We start from the raw sequence: 19435 nt of genomic DNA on the forward strand, positions 1-19435 counted from the left end.
GCTTAGAGTGTACCTATCACACTCTAAGCGTTTTTTAGTGTCTTCTATGGAGCCACAGAACTCCAGACTTTGCAAGACGAGGCAATAGACCAGTCACTGGTTTTTGCATCATGTTTCCAAATCCATCTGATTTCCCTAAGGAACCAAGAGACCCTTTTAGTTTTATTTCTTTTGGCTTATCTGGTTCATTTCCGTTATAGAGAGCTAACAAAATGGCAGCAATGTGCTCCCCTTGCTGTCCGGCTAATTGGCCGCTTGGAGAATAATCGGATGAAGCACAGTCCCCGACGACGTACACATTAGGTTGTTCCGGTACCTGATAGTAATCGTTGATAATGACTTTTTCTTGTTGGTCTTTTTTAAAAGGTAAGGCACGTACCAGATGATTAGGTCTAACCCCTGCCGTCCAGATCGTCACATCATTCATAAAGCAGATGCCGTTGTTACAAACGCCATCACGCTCGACGTATTCTACATTTGCATGGTGAATCACTTCTACATCATTTCGTTTAAACCAATCTTCTACGTACTCTTGAATTTTAGGGTCAAAAGGACGAAGGACGGTCTCCCCACGGTCTAATAGTCGAATGTTTAAATCGGGACGGCTTTCACGGATTTCAGAGGCTACCTCAATTCCGCTTAGTCCTGCTCCGACCACTGCAACTTTCCCGTGTGCATGTAGGTTTCCTACTTCAAATCCTGCTGTTCGAGCTTTCTTAAACGTTTGGACACTTTGTGTATATTCAGGAGCTCCTTGAACTCCATGATAGTTATCCTCGCATCCTAGTCCAATGACAAGGTCATCATAAGGAACAGGTTCAGCATGTTCCCGCACTACGATTTTCTGATTCTGCACATCGATCTCCATAACCTCTCCAAATACATAATCAACTTGATCATGTTCTGGGAAGTCAATCCGAACTTCTTTATCTGCTTTTGTTCCCGCCGCTATGGCGTAAAATTCAGTTTTCAGGGAGTGATAAGGGTTGCGGTCTACCATTGTAATATGGACGTCCTTTGGCAAACCACCTTCGAGTAAATCTTGAAGGATTTTTAACCCACCATAGCCGCCCCCGACTATGACTAATCTTTTCATAACGAAACACCACCAATTCGTATTCACTACTATCCTACTAGAAAACGCTTTCCCCTTTAAAGGGTATCAAAAACGAAAAAGGAAGACTACAAAAAGTATCAGAAAATTGAAATGTAACTGTAATATTTTATTAGAAGGAAGAATAGAGGGAGCTAAATTACATAGGTGAAGTGAATTCTGATAAGAATTAATAGCATTTCTATTAATAGTGATAAAAATAAACATTTTTCGACAAAACTTTCAGAAATTTTTAATAAATATCAATTGTAATGGTCTTGGGTGAATTCTATAATAACAATAAGCATAGATTGTAAGATGTTTTACAAATACAAAATCCTCTTACACGGAGAGAAAAGGGTGAGTGGTAGTTTGGTCACTTCGACAGCTATGGATCACGATATCTATTTGTTTCACCAGGGAAATCTACGTTATGCCTATCAATTGTTAGGTGCTCATATAGAGCAACAAAATGGGCAAGACGGAGTACGGTTTACCGTTTGGGCACCACATGCTAGAGAAGTTAACGTAGTCGGGACATTTAATGAATGGGATGGACGACAACACCCTATGGAAAAGCTGAATGAAAATGGACTGTGGTCTACCTTCATTCCTGATTTACCACCAGGCACCGTTTATAAATATGAAATTCTAACGCCTCACGGCCATTTACAATTGAAAGCAGACCCCTATGCTTTCTCAAGCGAGTTACGCCCCAATACAGCTTCTGTTTTATACCCATTAGATCGTTATGACTGGAACGATCAAGTATGGATGGATGAACGAAACAATACCAATCTCTATGAATCACCTATATCGATTTACGAGCTTCATCTCGGATCTTGGAAAAATATTGAGCCTGAAGTGTTTTATACATATCGGGAGTATGCAGACATGGTGATCCCTTATGTGAAGGAATTAGGTTACACGCATATTGAGCTCCTTCCCATAACGGAACACCCTTTTGACCGATCTTGGGGATATCAGGCTACAGGCTATTTTGCTGTAACGTCACGTTATGGTACTCCTGATGACTTTAAATATTTTGTGGACCAGTGTCATCAGAATGGGCTTGGGGTCATCCTGGATTGGGTTCCGGGCCATTTCTGTAAGGACCAGCATGGCTTACGCAGGTTCGACGGGGAGCCTTTGTATGAATATGAAGACCCTCTAAAAGCTGAAAAATCGCAATGGGGAACGTTAACGTTTGATTTTGGACGTAACGAAGTTCAAAGCTTCCTCATTTCGAACGCGATCTACTGGTTAAAGGAATATCATTTAGACGGTCTTCGCGTAGATGCGGTGGCTAGTATGCTTTATCTAAGCTTTGGTAAAGAAGAGGGCGAATGGGAGCCAAATGAATATGGGGGAAGTGAAAATCTTGAAGCCGTTTCATTTATTAAGAAGATGAATGAGGCCATTTTTGAAGAGACCCCTAATGTTCTAATGATGGCGGAAGAGTCAACTTCCTGGCCTTTAGTCAGTGCACCGACCTATGTAGGAGGTCTTGGGTTTAATTATAAATGGAATATGGGCTGGATGAACGACATGTTGAAATACATGGAGATGGATCCTATTCACAGAAAGTATCACCATAACTTAATTACGTTTTCCTTGTTTTATGCTTTCTCAGAGAACTTTGTGTTGCCGATTTCTCATGACGAAGTGGTTCATGGCAAGAAATCGTTGCTCAATAAAATGCCCGGGGACTACTGGCAGAAGTTCGCTAACTTACGGGCGTTCTTAGCTTATATGTATGCGCACCCTGGTAAGAAACTATTATTTATGGGGGCGGAATTCGGTCAATTCGATGAATGGAAAGACCTTGAAGATCTTGATTGGGAGTTGCTGAACTTTGATGCCCATGCCTCTGTTCAAACCTACATGAGCCAACTTCATAAACTCTATAAAGATCACCCTGCATTATGGGAACTTGATCATAAGGAAGATGGGTTTGAATGGGTAGATCCAAACAATTACGAGCAAAGTGTTGTCTCATTTATTCGTAAAGGTCGTTCAAGTGAGGATCAAATCGTTGTGATCTGTAATTTTACGCCGGTAGTGTACCACGATTATAAAGTAGGCGTTCCGGCATCTGGGATGTATGAAGAGGTATTCTCAAGTGATGATGTCCGTTTTGGTGGGTCAGGTCAATTAAACGGCACTACCCTCGAAACGATTTCCATACCATGGCAGGGTCAAGATCAACATGTCTCGATGACCATTCCGCCACTTGGAGTAAGCTTCTTGAAGAGAACTTCTTTACTAAAGGAGGACAAGTCATGAAAAACAAAGAATGTGTAGCGATGTTGTTAGCAGGTGGTCAGGGAACAAGGTTAAAATCTCTTACAAAAGATTTGGCGAAACCGGCTGTCTTTTTCGGAGGAAAGTACCGAATTATTGATTTCCCTCTCAGTAATTGTACGAACTCAGGCATTGATACGGTTGGAGTGTTGACACAATACGAACCACTCGTCTTGAACCATTACCTCGGAATTGGATCGTCATGGGATCTCGATAGGAAATATGGCGGTGTATCTGTATTACCTCCTTATATGCAAGCGGAAGGTGGAGGGTGGTATACAGGAACTGCTAATGCGATTTATCGCAACTTAAAATTCCTGCACCAATACGACCCAGAACATGTGTTGATTCTGTCAGGCGATCACATTTATACAATGGATTATTCGTTGATGCTTGATTACCACAAAGAACAGGACGCAGATGCTACCATTTCGGTCATTGAAGTCCCTTGGGAAGAAGCAAGTCGATTTGGAATTATGAATACCAAAGAGAACGGGGACATCATTGAGTTTGATGAGAAACCTGCATACCCTATGAGCAACTTAGCTTCTATGGGAGTTTATATATTCAAGTGGGACGTGTTGAAAACGTATTTGACGAACGACGATGCGAAGTCAGATTCCTCTCATGACTTCGGAAAAGATATCATTCCCGCTTTACTTGAAGATGAGAAGAAGTTAAAAGCTTATACGTTTGAAGGATATTGGAAAGACGTGGGGACAGTCGATAGTTTGTGGGAAGCCAATATGGATTTATTAAAAGAGACACCTGATTTGGATTTGAATAATTCTGCTTGGCGAATCTATTCAAAGAATCCGAACCAGCCGGCTCAGTACCTCTCTTCAACGGCATCGGTCCGAAACGCACTGATTAATGAAGGGTGCCGAATTCATGGAACAGTCGATACATCTATATTGTTCTACGGTGTTCATGTAGGTGAAGGAGCGATGGTTAAGGATTCCGTTATTATGCCAAACGTTAAGATTGGTCGTAATGTACAGATTCACCGCGCTATTATTTCTGAGGGAAGCATTATTGAGGATAATTGTGTGATCGGGGACAAAGCGCCAGGTAGTGAAATTACCCTTGTTGCTGAAGAAGGCAGCGTTATGGCAAATAGTTATGCAACGACTCACTAAGTAGGGGGAAATGAAATGGATCGTATAGCAGGTATTATTAATTTAGATCATGAACAGGATATGCTGAATGAATTGACTTATTTCCGCTGTGGGGCAGCCGTTCCATTTGGTGGACGTTACCGCATGATTGATTTTGCTGTTTCAAACATGACGAACTCACGCATTGAATCCATTGCGGTGTTCGCTCGCCGGAAATATCGTTCATTAATGGACCATCTCGAACAAGGGAAGGCGTGGGATCTGGACCGAAAGCGGGGAGGCTTATTCATCCTTCCTCCGGATTGGAATGATCCAACAGATATTTCAAAAGGGGATCTCCAGCATTTTCATAACAATATTGACTTTATTCGCAGAACGTCTGCGGATTATATACTCGTTTCTGGTTCACAGCACATTTGCAATATAGATTTTCAAGAGGTCTTGAAAGAACATAAGGAAACAAAAGCTGATGTTACGGTCATTTATAAACGTGTGTCTGAGATGCTCCCGGAGTATCAGCTTGCGCAGAAGTTAGATATTGAGGGGAATCAACGAGTAGAAGCCATTCATAACGAGCATCACAATCCTAACGTCTATATGGAAATGTTTCTGATTAAGAAAAGCCTGCTGCACGATTTAGTTGAGAAAGCCATTGCTCATGGTCACTCTCACTTTTTCCGCGATGCCATTAAAGATCGCTTACCAGCCATTCATATTCATGCCTACGAATATAAGGGTGCCCATGCTCTTGTGAATTCAGTAGAGAGCTACTATCGCAACAGTACGAATCTATTAAAGTCAGAAGAACATGACCGTTTATTTAAGGAAGAAGCTCCTATATTAACGAAAGTGAAGAATGAAGCGCCGTCCAAGTATATGCAAGGGTCAGATGTAAAGAACACCCTAGTAGCTAATGGGTGCGTCGTCGAAGGCCATGTAGAGGATAGTATTCTTTTTAGGGGCGTTAAGGTCGGGAAAGGTGCTGTCATTAAGAACTCTGTCATTATGCAAAGGTGTGATATTGCAGAGGGAGCTGTGTTAGAGAATGTTATCCTGGATAAGGATTGTACGATCTCTGAAGGGAAGACACTTATCGGAGCACCAGAAAAGCCGTTTGTCGTAGCAAAGCGTAAAACCATGTAGGAAAAGGCGGGGCTGCCTAAACTCCATTTTGGCAGTCCTTTTATTATTTTCTATATCTTATAAGAGGAGTGATCGACGTGAACGTATTGATGATTGGTTCTGAGTGCACACCCTTTATTAAATCTGGGGGACTAGCTGATGTGTTAGGGTCTTTGCCTCTTGCGTTAAAAGACCAGGGAGCTGACGTTCGAGTAGTCTTACCTAAATATCAGGAAATGAAAGAAGAATGGAAAGATCAGTTAACCCTTATCGATACCCTAACTATCCAGTTGGGATGGAGGCAGCAATATGCAGGGGTTGAATACTTAGAATACGAAGGAATTCCGGTTTACTTTTTGGATAATGAATATTATTTCAAAAGGTCTAATCTTTATGGCTATGAGGATGAAGCGGAGCGTTTTGTCTTCTTTAATCGTGCAGTGATGGAAATGGTGCGAATACTTGACTGGAAGCCAGAAATTCTCCATTGCCACGATTGGCAATCGGGCTTGATTCCACTCTTCCTTCACACCCACTATAAAGATGATCCTGTATTTGAAGGTATGAAAACAGTTTTCACGATCCATAATCTTAAGTATCAAGGTATATTCCCGCAATCGGTACTTCATGATTTAATGGATCTTGATGAACGTTTCATGACTGTGGATGGCATTGAATTCTTCGGAAACATTAGCTTTATGAAAGGGGCTTTAAATTTCGCGGATACCATCACAACGGTTAGTGAAACTTACGCAAGAGAGATTCAAACACCTTATTATGGGGAAAACCTAGATGAAGTACTTCGCAAACATTCTCACCGACTTACTGGCATTGTCAATGGCATTAACCTCCAAGACTATAACCCTATGAAAGATGAATCACTCGCTTTCCCGTATCGTAGTTCGTTAATCAAGAAAGCTCAAAATAAAATGTGGCTTCAAGAGAAGCTTGGTCTGCCTGTTGATCAGACGATACCGATGATTGGTATTGTTTCACGACTGGTTGAGCAAAAAGGATTTGACCTCATCGGCAGGATCTTAGATGACCTATTGGGTCAAGAAGACGTTCAAATTGTGTTATTAGGAACCGGTGAACAGTATTATGAACAAATGTTCCAGTGGTTTGAGCACAAGTATCCAGACAAGATCTCAGCCAACATCACGTTCAGTGAAGAGCTGTCACGACAAGTGTATGCCGGGAGTGATCTATTCCTGATGCCATCAAGGTTCGAGCCTTGTGGTATTGGACAATTGTTAGCTCTTCGTTACTTGACGGTTCCGATTGTGAGGGAAACGGGTGGTCTTGTGGATACCGTTCATCCTTTTGATGAGGCAACAGGCGAAGGGAATGGATTCAGCTTCACGAACTTTAACGCTCACGATATGTTATTTACGATTCGCCGTGCCATTGACATTTATCATGACCAAGCAACGTGGAAACAGCTTATTAAGAACGTCATGAAAAGCCAATATTCCTGGGAGAACTCTGCGAAACAATATATGGACTTATATCAATCGATGCTAAAAATTTACGCATAAAGCATCAGAATGGAGGATCCCAGTATGTTCAGCAGTAAAGAAGAGTTTAAAGAAGCATTTGCTAAGAATCTAGAATCCGAAACCGGTAAAACGATTGAACAGGCAACCGAACAAGATGCTTATCACGTATTGAGTCAAATGGTGCGTGGAAGACTCGTTCAGAAATGGAAAGAAACCGAGCAATCCTATCAAGCAGCAGGTAAGAAACAAGTCTATTATTTCTCTATGGAGTTCCTGATGGGGCGCTTATTAGGGAATAATCTATTAAATATGGGAGCATTAAATGTAGTAGAAGAAGGGCTTATAGACCTTGGTCTTACGTTGCCGATTCTTGAAGAGTCTGAGGCAGATGCGGGTCTTGGTAATGGAGGACTTGGTCGATTGGCAGCTTGTTTTCTGGATTCTTTAGCTTCTCTTGGTTTAGCTGGACATGGAGTTGGACTCCGATATCGTAATGGGATGTTTACGCAGCGGTTCGTCAACGGTTATCAGGTTGAACTGCCTGATCATTGGCTAGAAGACGGCTATGCATGGGAAGTAAGGCGCGAAGAGGAAGCGATAGAAGTGTCATTTGGTGGAGAAATTGAATCAGTTGAAGACAAAAATGGAGATCTCCATTTCACTTATAAAAACAGTCAAAGAGTACGAGCGGTTCCTTATGACATTCCTGTTGTAGGGGATCAGGAAAAAGCCGTAAATACACTTCGGTTGTGGAGTGCTGAGCCAACAGAAGAAGATTTATTGGCCAAGGCTCAAATTGAACAGGCGTATGGAAATTATATAGGGCACCAGCGTCATTTAGAAGAGATTACGTCATTTCTGTACCCGGATGACTCGAATGAAGAAGGCAAGAAACTTAGGTTAAAGCAAGAGTATTTCCTTGTATCAGCTGGTTTACAAAATATCGTTCAAAAGTATAAGGATTTGGACCTTCCTTGGTCTGATTTTTCAAAAAGGATCGCGCTGCATATTAATGATACTCATCCTGCTTTAATTGTACCTGAATTGATGAGGATTCTTATGGACGTGGAGGGATTAGGATGGGAAGAGGCATGGACGATTACGCAGTCCTCCGTTTCTTATACCAATCATACAACTCTTAGCGAAGCGCTTGAGACCTGGCCGGTTGAGGTCATACGCACATTATTGCCGCGAATCTTTATGATTATTGAAGAGATTAATGAACGTTTCTGTCAATCCTTATGGGAGCAAGACCCCGGTGACTTCGATCGAATTGCCAAGCTCGCAATCATTGCAGATGGGAACGTAAAGATGGCCCATTTATCCATTGTGGGAAGCCATAGCGTGAATGGGGTCGCAAGACTTCATACTGAGATCTTAAAGAATCGTGAGATGAAGCATTTTTACGAGGCTTTTCCAGAACGGTTTAATAATAAAACAAACGGGATTACGCACCGCAGATGGCTGCTCCATGCGAACCCTTCACTAGCAGAATTGATTACAAATACAGTAGGGGAAGAGTGGAAACGTGAGCCCCGCTTGATGAAGCAGCTACTCTCGTATCGAGAAGATGGCGCATTCTTAGATGAACTGCATCACATCAAACAACATAATAAGGAAAATCTGGCTCAGTGGATTGAGAAGGATCACGGAATCTCAATTGATCCGAATTCCATTTTCGATGTTCATATAAAACGACTTCATGGATACAAGCGTCAATTACTCAATGCTCTTCATATTATGCATCTGTATAATGAGTTAAAAGCAAATCCAGGAATAGATATGACGCCACGGACGTTTATCTTTGGGGCCAAGGCTGCTCCTGGTTATTATTTCGCTAAGAAAGTTATAAAGTTAATCAATACGATTGCAGAAGTCGTGAATCAGGACCCTGTTACGAAAGATACGATTAAAGTTGTTTTCATGGAAGATTATTCGGTGTCATTAGCTGAGAAAATTATACCAGCAACAAATGTGAGTGAGCAGATTTCTACGGCCAGTAAAGAGGCTTCTGGAACCGGAAACATGAAACTTATGATGAATGGAGCTATTACGCTTGGTACGATGGACGGCGCTAATGTTGAAATTCATGAAGAGGTTGGGAACGATGCCATTTACACGTTTGGCTTAAGTTCTGAAGAAGTGCTCAGTTATTATCATACAGGGGCGTATGATGCGAAGGAAATGTACGAAGGGGATCAGCGGATTCGACGTGTGGTCGATCAGCTATTTCACTATAGCCCATTTTCAAAAGGGGACACAACATTTCATGAGCTTTATCATGCTCTTGTTACAAACAATGACGAGTATTTTCTGTTAAAAGATTTTAACAGCTATGTAGAGGCCCAAAAAGAGATCAGTCATGATTATGCTAACAGGCGGAAGTGGAATGAAATGAGTTTAATGAACATAGCCCATTCTGGTAGATTTTCAAGTGATTATACAATTGAAAATTATGCAAATGAAATTTGGAACATGAGTGGAGCTAAACTGTTAAACGGCTAGGTTTTTTGGGGGAGGGGAATCCAGATGAAACATTTAGATATATTTCATAATAGTTTCGATTCATCCTATCGTGACCCATTTGGGGCAGCACCAAAATCCTCACAGGTTAAGTTGAGTATTGATGTGCATCATCGCCAACACGTCACACGCGTACACCTTCACTATATCTTTGACAAAACGAACGAAGAACATATTAAAGAAATGGATCTATACACGGAAGAACATCAATACAGTGGATATGAAGTTATGATTACAATGCCAGAGGAGCCACAGCTTGTCTGGTACTTCTTTGAAATTGAGACGGAAGATCGCTCCCTCTATTATGGATGTAAGAATCCAGAAGAAAGCGGAGAGGGAAAGGTATACGATGTGGATCCACTCTCGTGGCAAATAACCGTTTACGATCCCGCTTATCATACTCCCCATTGGTGGAAGAACGCAACGATGTATCAAATCTTTCCAGACCGGTTTCATGCTTCGGGTGGGGTTGATCTAAAGAAGGCTCCTAAAACAAGTCTAGTTCATGCTCATTGGTCAAACGATCCGTTCTATATCAGGAATGAGCGTGGAGAGGTGGTCAGATGGGATTTCTTTGGTGGAAATCTTCAGGGCATTATCGAAAAACTCGATTATATCCAGTCACTTGGTGTAACGGTAATTTACCTGAATCCGATTTTTGAAGCGGAGAGTAACCACCGTTATGATACGGGTGACTACCATAAGGTTGATCCTCTGTTAGGCACGAAAGAAGACTTTGAGGAACTGATTACTCAAGCTAAGTCCCGTGGAATTGAAATCATGCTAGATGGTGTGTTCAGCCATACAGGTAGTAACAGCATTTACTTTAATCAAAAAGGAACCTACAACTCAGTGGGAGCCTATCAATCAAAAGAGTCCCCTTACTTTTCCTGGTACACCTTTCATCAGTATCCGGATGAATACGATGCCTGGTGGGGTGTGGGAACGTTACCAACAGTAAATAAAGAAGATGAAAGTTATCAGCAGTTTCTTGTTCATGACGAGAATAGCGTTATTAAGAACTGGCAACGCTCGGGGATGAATCATTGGCGGCTGGATGTAGCGGATGAGTTAACCGATGACCTAATCCGTATGATTTATAAGGAGTTAAAAAACCATGAGCCTGACAGCGTTCTGCTAGGAGAGGTGTGGGAAGATGCTTCAAATAAAACCGCTTATGGGAAACGCAGAGATTATTTCCTCGGAGGAGTTTTAGACTCTGTCATGAATTATCCTTTGCGGGCCCTTATGCTTGATTTTATACGTGGAGACATAGATGCCTTTACCTTGCATACTCGTCTTGTCACATTGCGAGAACATTACCCTAAGGAATATTTCTATGCGGTCATGAACATGCTCTCAAGCCACGATGTAGAACGCATCAAAACGTTACTAGATGAGGCATTACCGACCCATTCAAAAGATGAGAGGGAATCGATTGTTTCTGAACAACTTAAAGCATTAAGTTTATGGATGTATACGTTCCCGGGAATCCCTTCTCTCTATTATGGAGACGAAGCAGGTGTAACAGGAGGAGAGGACCCTGATAACCGGAAGCCCTATCCATGGGGCAAAGAGGATCAAACCCTTCTGAACTGGTACAAAATGCTAGGATCTATGAGACAGGAACACCAGGCTCTTCGAACAGGAAGCTGGATTTCACATGCTGCGGATTCAGATGTCTATACGTTTGTTCGATCTATAGAAAATGGGGTGGATGAATTCGGAGCGGAAGTAGCAGATGAACAGATGATGTTTGTGTTTAATCGAAACGTACGTGAAACAAAAGATATCACCCTTAAAGCTCAAAAGGGACGATGGCAAAACATCATTGAAAAATCGGTTTATAAAACACAAGATGGAACATTATCCTTTGTTCTTTCCCCAAGTGAATGCATGCTGCTACGGCGGTTGCATTAAAAAATAGTTTAATAAATATGGAAAAACGACCAGAAGGGCAACCTGGTCGTTTTTTTAATTTCTAAGCCGCTAATAGGCCATTCACCTCTTACGTAAGAGAAAGGCCATGTTCTTCAATCGCTTCGATAAGAGACATGGCGATCCGTCCATCACGTAATGGGACTGATTCGGCTGTCACAAGAGCGTTCAATATAGCTTCTTCTGTAGCTTCCCCAACAGCTCGAAAAGCCGCATTTAAGTCCTCTTCGTGAACAGAGGGAATCGATAAGAGGGTAGTTGGTTTATAATGTGGAATTTTAGTAGCTGTTGAGAAGCCGATCGCAATATCGCCACTACCATGAGAGATCGTTGATCCTGTTCTGGCTAGCCCGGTGCTTGTACGCTTAATCATTCTGTTCAACTGACGCTCTGTAACAGGAAGATCTGTAGCGACGATCATCATAATAGAGCCCCTGTCTGGTTCATCATTTTGGTCCATCTTTTCTTTCAAGGATTGTCCCACACGAGATCCGTTTATCATAAGGTCTTCCATTTGCCCGAAATTAGCCAAAACGAGCACACCTATTGTATATGTATCATGATCGAGGTGAATAAGACGAGAAGACGACCCAATCCCCCCTTTTAACCCGTAACAGACCATCCCACGCCCTGCCCCAACAGCCCCTTCTTCAAATTGAGTTGATGATTCCTCAATCGCTTCTAAGACATCTTCTTTTGAAACAGAAGCGTTCCGAATAGAGTTAATGAGCATATCATTGCATTCCCCCACCACAGGATTAACAGTACCTGTCGTTTCTCCAATATCGTGGTTATGCTCAAGTATGTATTCAATAAGACCTTTCGTCACTGTACCAACGCTTAATGTGTTCGTTAGAAGAATGGGTGTTTCAAGGGTGCCAAGTTCATTTAACTGAACCGTCCCTAGAGTCTTTCCAAACCCATTTAACACATGAGAAGAAGCAATCACCTTCTCTTGAAATGTATTCCCCTGATGAGGCACAACAGCCGTTACCCCCGTCTGTGCCCCCTCATGTGCAATAGTACAATGCCCGACCCTTACACCCGAAACATCCGTAATCCTATTCTTTACACCAGTTTCCAACCGACCAATCCGTACCCCATAGTCCCGCAACCTCTTTTGACGATTCAAAGCATCACTTCCTTTTCCCTTTTCCCTACCCATTCGTTGTATCCATTTAGAATACCTTTAATTCTATACTCCCCTAGTAGTCAGTAGTTGAAGTCCCTGCAACAAGGAGGCTGCTCCAAAGATTATGCGTTTTCCGTTCATCTAATATAGCAAAGGCGGGCCTGGAAACTGCGAGACTCCCGTGGGCAGAAGAGCCAGTCTAGTTCCAGCGTGGAGGACCTAGCGCGATAAGTCATCTTTTTTCCAAAGGCTAAACGCCTTCTCCAAAAAGCTGCCTTATCCGTACGGTCCTAGGCACCACGCTTGCACATTTCAATCTAGGTTGAGACCCCGGAGGCCGGCATAGCCGGCTGAGGAGGCTCACCAGCTCCCCACAGGAAAGCGAGTGGTTTCCAGGCCCGCCTTACACTCAATTCCGGTCAACGGAAACATCCTAGTCTTGGCGATGAAAGATGATTTGTTTAGCTGCTACGGCAAGCTCAATCTTCGTAAGCGCTTCGCAATGATCTTCGGTCATATTCTCACGCTGAGAAGAAGGCAAACCATGTAAGAGAGAAGCATCATCCCACTTCGTAAACCAGTCCTCAGGAGAAGGTGGATGATGCTCAATTATTTCCCAGGCTATGTTCAGTGGAGGACTATAGACTCGAGCGGCTCCCTTCCGCAACTGACACCGTTCAAGTTTCAGTGAGAGCTTGCCAGGAGGTGATTCTCGAATTGTGTGGAAGAGATGAGGCCAGTAATCTTTTCGTGACCCTGTATGAGGATGTTGATCAGCCCATTGTTTAATCGACTGTAACCGTTTTGGGTCAGAGAATAATGTGACATAAAGTTTCTTTCCGAATTCAATACGGTTCGATAAGGAAGCAAATTGGTGAACGGTGAGACCAGTGAAGTCAGCACGATTGAATTTCTTGCTCTTCGAATAAGGGAATAAAATCTGGGTCAGCCCGAGCCACTCTTGTACTTTAAAATCTAGTGTATCTAAAACCGCTTGTTTAAAGAATTTGTTATGAATGACTCTTTTCTCTATATAATGCTGTTCGTTAATAATGAGGGCGGTGGATAGAGTAGTTCGGTCCTGGTGCGTAGAGAAGTGATTCCAAACAGGTTCCATAAAACGGGATACTTGAAAAGCCGGGAGTAAGTGGTATAAAGATAGATTGTGCTTTAGGCTGTAGTGGTAAAGGAGAAGTTGAGGGTAAGCGTCTTGGAAAATTAACCAATTGGCACGTTCTAGTAATCGGAAATAATTGCGTTGTTCCTTCTCTGAAAGGAGTTTCGATAACCACTCGCCTTTTAAATCGGTCATATTCCATCCGCTATTCCTCGAGACCAAATGAGCCAACAATGCCCATTCAATCTCTGGGTACGTATTGTAGAAAGATAAGTAAGCATTTGTTCTTGTTATATTCGTTTCATTGTGAACCTTGGTGGCTTTCGTAATCTTATTTACAATGGATTGTTCAAATACGGATAACGTTGAATCAGAATAGGGCAGCAGATCTTCTTTTAACGTTTTGGATTTAAGGACACTGACCAGCTCATCAGTTGTAGGATTGGATTGTTTTTTCCATGATGAAAACAAAGAGATCTCCTCCTAGAAACATGTACTATTCCATATGTATGGGCTAATTTTGTAATCATGCTAAAAAGGAATATATGGTCCAAATCTACCAGAATATAGTCTAAAGTAGGATTGACACTGTTATTATGTTTTGGTTTAATATGGATAACTTTATAGCTTCGTTCCACCTTGGTAATAGATTTCACCTATATTACTACTTTTTCTTCCACTTTTATGCAAGCGTTTGCATTTTCTTCAAGCCACTTTTCTATTCTTTTTAAATAGGCAGTAGACTCACAATTAATCTTGTTTTATTGATTAAAATGAAACCGCTTGCATAAAGCGACGTTATAGGGTAATTCGGTTAAAAGGAGAGGGAAACGGTATGAGAGAGGTATTGAGGAAAGGAATCGTTTTGGTTGTGTTCCTCTGCATGGTTCTATCATCAGGAATTACATATGCGATGACCGACGTAGAGGGTCATTGGGCAGAGAAAGAAATTGAACGATGGAATTCTATAGGTGTTGTAGGGGGTTACTCGGACGGTTCTTTTAAACCTGACCACTTTGTAACGCGTGCAGAATTCTTTCATATTCTAAATAACACTTTTCAATTCAAAGAAAAAGAAGAGGTTCCTTTTAAAGACGTACAAGGGGACTGGGAAGAAGAGGTCTTATCAAAAGCGATGGCTGCAGGCTATGTAGAGGAACCGACAAATCCAACTATTCGTCCTAAACAGCCTGTTTCAAGAGAAGAATTCGTAAGGGTTATGGCCCATGTTCTTGAAATGAAAACAGATGGTAAAGGTGAGTATGTTCCTTTCAAAGACAAGAAGAAAATAGATGGAGCCACTCTTGATGCAGTAGGTGCTATGACAGAAGCAGGATATGTGAACGGCTATAGTGGAAACAAATTTCATCCATCTAAGAAAATCACGCGAGCTCAACTTATCGTGATTCTTGACCGAATTTTTGAAGAAGTCTATAACGAACCAGGTATCTATAGTAGTGAAACGATAGATGGGAATCTCTTAATCTCATCAAATGAACTTACGATAACAGATAGTAAAGTGCTAGGGAATGTTTATCTGGCGCAAGGAATGAAGCTTCCGAGTGGATTAAAAGTTGAAGGAGAAATTATCCTTGTGGGGCCAGGTGACTATGAGAAGGTCACGAATGAAGTGCCAGAAGGTCATCTTCGTATTCATTACCAGAACGAGTCGAAGGACTACGAAAACTTAGGCGTTTGGACATGGAACGATGTAGCCTCTAAAGCGGAAAATTGGCCAAAAGGGGCGTTTCCTTTTAGTGGAACTGACCAATACGGTGCATATGTAGACGTCGAATTAAAGGAAAATGCGCAAAATGTCGGTTTCTTAGTCGTAAATCGGGTAAGTGGAGAGAAACAACTAGAAGATCGCAACGTGCAACTTACGACACCCGATAAAAATGAGGTATGGGTGCAACAAGGAGGGGACAAAGTGCTTCCTTATGAACCAGTTGATTTAGAAGAGAATAAGGTTCGCATTCATTACGTTCAAGAAGATGGTAACTATGATGACCTTGGGCTCTGGGTTTGGGAAGACGTTGAACAGCCGAGTGAGGGCTGGCCGCAAGGAGCTCTATCATTTGATGGGGTCGATGAATATGGTGCCTATGTAGATGTGTCCATGAAAGAAGATGCAGAAAAGGTAGGTTTCCTTGTGCTCAATAAGGAAAACGGGGAAAAAGAAGCGGGGGATAAAAGCTTCTCTTTACTAGACCAATACAACCGACTTTGGATTCGGGAAGGAGATAATACCGTTTATACATCTCCGTATTGGGAGACACCAACAGGGCTAGTATCGGCAGAAGTGCTTTCAAAAAACAGATTTTTATTAAGTTATACCATGACAAAAGGACTTACAGAAGAACAGTTAGCAGAAGCGATTACGATCGTAGATAAGGAAGGGGAGGAAGTGGCGATTGAAGGCATCAGCATTGTCGACGATACATCTGTTGAAGTAATGGTGTCGATAACGCCAGATAGGGCACCTTTTGAGATCACATATGCTGGGCGTACGGTTTCGGCTGATGTTGGCTGGAGAATGATTGATGAACTTTACACCTATGAAGGCGATGATCTTGGTGCTACGTATCACAAAGGGGATGCCACGTTAAAGCTCTGGGCCCCGACAGCAAGTGAAGTCAAGGCAACCTTTTATGATAAAGAGAATTGGGACGAGTCAATTGGCCAACTCTCTCTGACTAAAGGTGATAATGGGGTCTGGACTCTAGAAGCGAAAGCGTCTGAGTTAGGTGTTGAGGACCTGCGCGGCTACTATTATCAGTACGAAGTCACGAACAACGGTGAGACGAAAAAAGTTTTAGACCCTTATGCGAAGTCTATGGCTCCTTTTACAGTGAATACAAAAGGAGAAGCAGGACCTGATGGCGATCAGACGGGAAAAGCGGCTATTATTGATTTGGATCAGACAAATCCAGCGAACTTTACACAGGGACATATACCAGGGTTTGAGAAACGAGAAGACGCTGTGATATGGGAAGTTCATGTAAGAGACTTTACCTCTGACCCCTCCATTTCAGGAGAGCTTGATAGCCAATGGGGAACGTTTAATTCCTTTAGTGAGAAGCTTGAATATGTGAAGTCTTTAGGTGTTACGCATATACAGATTCTCCCTGTCATGGCTTGGTATTACGGGGATGAAACGAAAATGAATGAAAGAGAACTGGAATATTCAGCTGCGAATAATTCATACAACTGGGGTTATGATCCTCATAACTACTTCTCCCCTGACGGAGCTTATTCCGAAAATCCGGGAGACCCAGAACAAAGAATCAAAGAACTAAAGCAAATGATTCAGGAGATTCATGAAGCGGATATGGGTGTTGTGCTAGATGTTGTTTATACTCATATGGCTAAAGCTGATTTCTTAAATGACATCGTACCAGGGTACTACTTCTACCAGGATGCTGATGGAAACTTAATTGGAGGATTCGGGAATAATCTAGCTGCTAATCACAAGATGGCAGAGAAGTTAATGGTTGATTCTGTGAAGTACTGGTTTGATGAGTACAAAATCGATGGCATGCGTTTTGATATGATGGGAGATGCCTATAACGAATCGATTCAAAACGCTTATGACGCTGCCGCAGAGATTAATCCGAATGCCCTCTTTATCGGAGAAGGGTGGAGAACGTTCGGTGGAGCAGCAGCGGAACCCGCTCTTGAAGGGAAAGGGGCAGACCAGGATTGGATGGATGAAACCAATGATGTTGGTGTCTTCTCTGATGAGATGCGGAATGAATTAAAATCTGGCTTTGGCTCAGAAGGAGAGCCTCGTTTTATTACAGGCGGAGCCCGTTCAATCGATACGATCTTTCATAACATTAAAGGGCAGCCATCGAATACACCGGCGGATGACCCTGGCGATATGGTTCAATATATCGCCGCTCACGATAACTTACCTCTTTACGATGTAATTGCCCAGTCTATTCAGAAGGACCCGGCCATCCCTTCGAACCACCAGGAGATTCATGAGCGCATTCGCCTGGGGAATGCCATTGTTCTCACATCCCAAGGTACTGCCTTCCTCCATGCCGGTCAGGAATATGGAAGAACGAAGCAGTGGCTAGGTGAAGGTATACCGGAGCAGAAGTATCATGAACTTACTGACGAAGAAGGAAACAGCTTCGGGTACTTCATTCATGATTCATACGACTCCTCTGATGCGATTAATATGTTTAACTGGGCTAAAGCAACAAACGAAGAAGAATACCCGGTCAGTACGACGACAAAAGACTATACAGCAGGTTTAGTTAAACTACGACAGTCTACCAATGCATTTCGTTTAGGGGACCAGGAACTAGTGAACGAAAATGTAACGAGATTGGAAGTACCTGAAATTAAGGACGAGGATTTAGTTGTAGCGTACAAAGCTCAGTCAACGGATGGAACGGGGGCTTATTACGTCTTTATCAATGCAGACAGCGAAACCCGCCAGCTCACGTTAAATCAAGATCTAACAGGCGGGAGTGTAGTAGTGGACCATGATGAAGCCGGAACAGAAGAAGTTCAAACTCCATCTGGATATACGCTAGAAAGAGATTCAATCACCTTAGATCCACTAACAGCTGTTATTGTCAAAGTAGAAGAGTAAATAGGAGGCCAACACCTTTTTTAGGTGTTGGCTTTCTTATATCCAGAATATAAATGGGGAGGAGGAATATGGTACGATAGTAGTAGTAAAGTTTGTGATTCAATAAAGAAGGATGGTCTGTCAGATGATATGTAAAATGAACAATTTTAAATCTGAACGTGGAATCACACTAATCGAAATCATTGCCTCCATTGCAATCTTGGCTATTATTATTCTTGCCTTCATGCCAATGTTTACCCAAACTATGAGAACTTCATCTATTTCAACGGATATACTAGATGCTACCTATTTGGCCCAGTCTAAAATGGAAGAGGTGTATCACTTAAGTACTACTTCTACGTTTGATGATGCGAAAAGCCAAATTGAAGATATGAGTTTAGTAGAAACAGAAAATAGCTGGTATCACTATGAGCAGACGACGGATGATTATTATATCTATCTCTCGATTAAAGAACCTCAAAACGAATTATCAAACGTGTTGGTAAAGGTTTATCGTGATAACACCAAATCAAAGCTAGAATCTCAAATGGAATCGATATACAGGTGGGAGAACTGATATGAAAAGGTTTCTTAGAAATGAAGAGGGAGTAACCTTAGTTGAACTCTTAGCAGCCCTTGCCCTTTTAGGGATTGTAATTCTGCTCATTAGCAATGCCCATTTATTTGGACAGAAGCAATTTGTCAGTCAGTCTGAACAAATAGAAAACGAGTCAAATGTTCGTTATGCAATGAATGTCATCACGAAAGAAGTGAGACGGGCTGAAACGGTTACGGTATCTTCAGATGTTCTTAAAACCAACGCCCATGAATTTGAATTAAGAGGGAACAGAATATTTAAAGATCAGTCTGTTCTTGTTGAAAATATAGAGATGTTTTCGGTTCAAAAGAACAACGAAAAAATTACGATTACTATAAAAAGTATGCCAAATGAATTCGAGAAAGCTTCTACACTCACAACGGATCTTTATATAAGGGAGTAA

12 protein-coding genes are annotated in these 19435 nt (G+C 42.1%); 9 read left to right on the forward strand and 3 right to left on the reverse strand.

Translation table 11 applies throughout. From position 1 onward, the window contains the following. Window positions 1-34 precede the first annotated feature (34 nt). Window positions 35-1096 (reverse strand): NAD(P)/FAD-dependent oxidoreductase, encoded by a 1062-nt coding sequence (locus LQ226_RS18160; protein WP_231419464.1) that lies wholly within the window; start codon window positions 1094-1096, stop codon window positions 35-37. A 387-nt stretch (window positions 1097-1483) separates the two neighbouring features. On the opposite strand from LQ226_RS18160, the gene glgB reads away from it, so the two are divergent. The 6 genes from glgB (at window position 1484) to LQ226_RS18190 (ending at window position 11579) form a co-directional block, all read left to right on the forward strand. After that, window positions 1484-3379, forward strand: a complete 1896-nt coding sequence (gene glgB, locus LQ226_RS18165; RefSeq protein ID WP_231419560.1) for a 1,4-alpha-glucan branching protein GlgB — start codon at window positions 1484-1486, stop codon at window positions 3377-3379. Continuing rightward, window positions 3376-4536: a glucose-1-phosphate adenylyltransferase gene (locus LQ226_RS18170; RefSeq protein ID WP_231419465.1), complete on the forward strand. Its 1161-nt coding sequence runs from the start codon at window positions 3376-3378 to the stop codon at window positions 4534-4536. Before glgB ends, LQ226_RS18170 begins: the two co-directional genes overlap by 4 nt. A 15-nt stretch (window positions 4537-4551) precedes the next feature. Beyond that, entirely contained in the window at window positions 4552-5658 is a 1107-nt protein-coding gene (gene glgD / locus LQ226_RS18175) for a glucose-1-phosphate adenylyltransferase subunit GlgD (RefSeq protein WP_231419466.1), read from the forward strand. A gap of 77 nt (window positions 5659-5735) precedes the next feature. Beyond that, window positions 5736-7175, forward strand: a complete 1440-nt coding sequence (gene glgA / locus LQ226_RS18180) for a glycogen synthase GlgA (protein WP_231419467.1) — start codon at window positions 5736-5738, stop codon at window positions 7173-7175. A gap of 24 nt (window positions 7176-7199) precedes the next feature. Next, the gene (locus LQ226_RS18185; protein ID WP_231419468.1) at window positions 7200-9641 is read left to right on the forward strand and encodes a glycogen/starch/alpha-glucan phosphorylase; all 2442 of its coding nucleotides are present in this window, start codon (window positions 7200-7202) and stop codon (window positions 9639-9641) included. A gap of 24 nt (window positions 9642-9665) precedes the next feature. Further along, complete coding sequence (locus LQ226_RS18190) at window positions 9666-11579, forward strand: glycoside hydrolase family 13 protein (RefSeq protein ID WP_231419469.1); 1914 nt, start codon at window positions 9666-9668, stop codon at window positions 11577-11579. 88 nt (window positions 11580-11667) lie between these two features. Here the strand turns inward: LQ226_RS18190 and LQ226_RS18195 are convergent, their stop codons facing one another. Together LQ226_RS18195 and LQ226_RS18200 are read right to left on the reverse strand one after the other, a co-directional pair. Next, window positions 11668-12729, reverse strand: coding sequence for a DmpA family aminopeptidase (locus tag LQ226_RS18195; protein ID WP_231419470.1), 1062 nt, complete (start codon window positions 12727-12729; stop codon window positions 11668-11670). 433 nt (window positions 12730-13162) lie between these two features. Further along, window positions 13163-14317: a DUF2515 family protein gene (locus LQ226_RS18200; RefSeq protein WP_231419471.1), complete on the reverse strand. Its 1155-nt coding sequence runs from the start codon at window positions 14315-14317 to the stop codon at window positions 13163-13165. Between the two features lie 364 nt (window positions 14318-14681). On the opposite strand from LQ226_RS18200, the gene LQ226_RS18205 reads away from it, so the two are divergent. The 3 genes from LQ226_RS18205 (at window position 14682) to LQ226_RS18215 (ending at window position 19435) form a co-directional block, all read left to right on the forward strand. After that, window positions 14682-18455 (forward strand): pullulanase, encoded by a 3774-nt coding sequence (locus tag LQ226_RS18205; protein WP_231419472.1) that lies wholly within the window; start codon window positions 14682-14684, stop codon window positions 18453-18455. A gap of 136 nt (window positions 18456-18591) precedes the next feature. Further along, on the forward strand, window positions 18592-19011 hold the full coding sequence (locus tag LQ226_RS18210; RefSeq protein WP_231419473.1) for a prepilin-type N-terminal cleavage/methylation domain-containing protein: 420 nt from the start codon (window positions 18592-18594) through the stop codon (window positions 19009-19011). A gap of 1 nt (window position 19012) precedes the next feature. Next, window positions 19013-19435 (forward strand): PilW family protein, encoded by a 423-nt coding sequence (locus tag LQ226_RS18215; protein ID WP_231419474.1) that lies wholly within the window; start codon window positions 19013-19015, stop codon window positions 19433-19435.

Source organism: Pontibacillus sp. HN14, from assembly GCF_021129245.1.
Lineage (GTDB): Bacteria > Bacillota > Bacilli > Bacillales > BH030062 > Pontibacillus.

Excerpts from the sequence above, each read along its gene's own strand:
- LQ226_RS18205 (WP_231419472.1), top strand. The coding sequence starts at position 14,682 with ATGAGAGAGGTATTGAGGAAAGGAATCGTTTTGGTTGTGTTCCTCTGC.
- LQ226_RS18215 (WP_231419474.1), top strand. The coding sequence starts at position 19,013 with ATGAAAAGGTTTCTTAGAAATGAAGAGGGAGTAACCTTAGTTGAACTC.
- glgD (WP_231419466.1), top strand. The coding sequence starts at position 4,552 with ATGGATCGTATAGCAGGTATTATTAATTTAGATCATGAACAGGATATG.
- LQ226_RS18210 (WP_231419473.1), top strand. The coding sequence starts at position 18,592 with ATGAACAATTTTAAATCTGAACGTGGAATCACACTAATCGAAATCATT.
- LQ226_RS18190 (WP_231419469.1), top strand. The coding sequence starts at position 9,666 with ATGAAACATTTAGATATATTTCATAATAGTTTCGATTCATCCTATCGT.
- LQ226_RS18170 (WP_231419465.1), top strand. The coding sequence starts at position 3,376 with ATGAAAAACAAAGAATGTGTAGCGATGTTGTTAGCAGGTGGTCAGGGA.
- glgB (WP_231419560.1), top strand. The coding sequence starts at position 1,484 with ATGGATCACGATATCTATTTGTTTCACCAGGGAAATCTACGTTATGCC.
- LQ226_RS18160 (WP_231419464.1), bottom strand. The coding sequence starts at position 1,096 with ATGAAAAGATTAGTCATAGTCGGGGGCGGCTATGGTGGGTTAAAAATC.
- LQ226_RS18185 (WP_231419468.1), top strand. The coding sequence starts at position 7,200 with ATGTTCAGCAGTAAAGAAGAGTTTAAAGAAGCATTTGCTAAGAATCTA.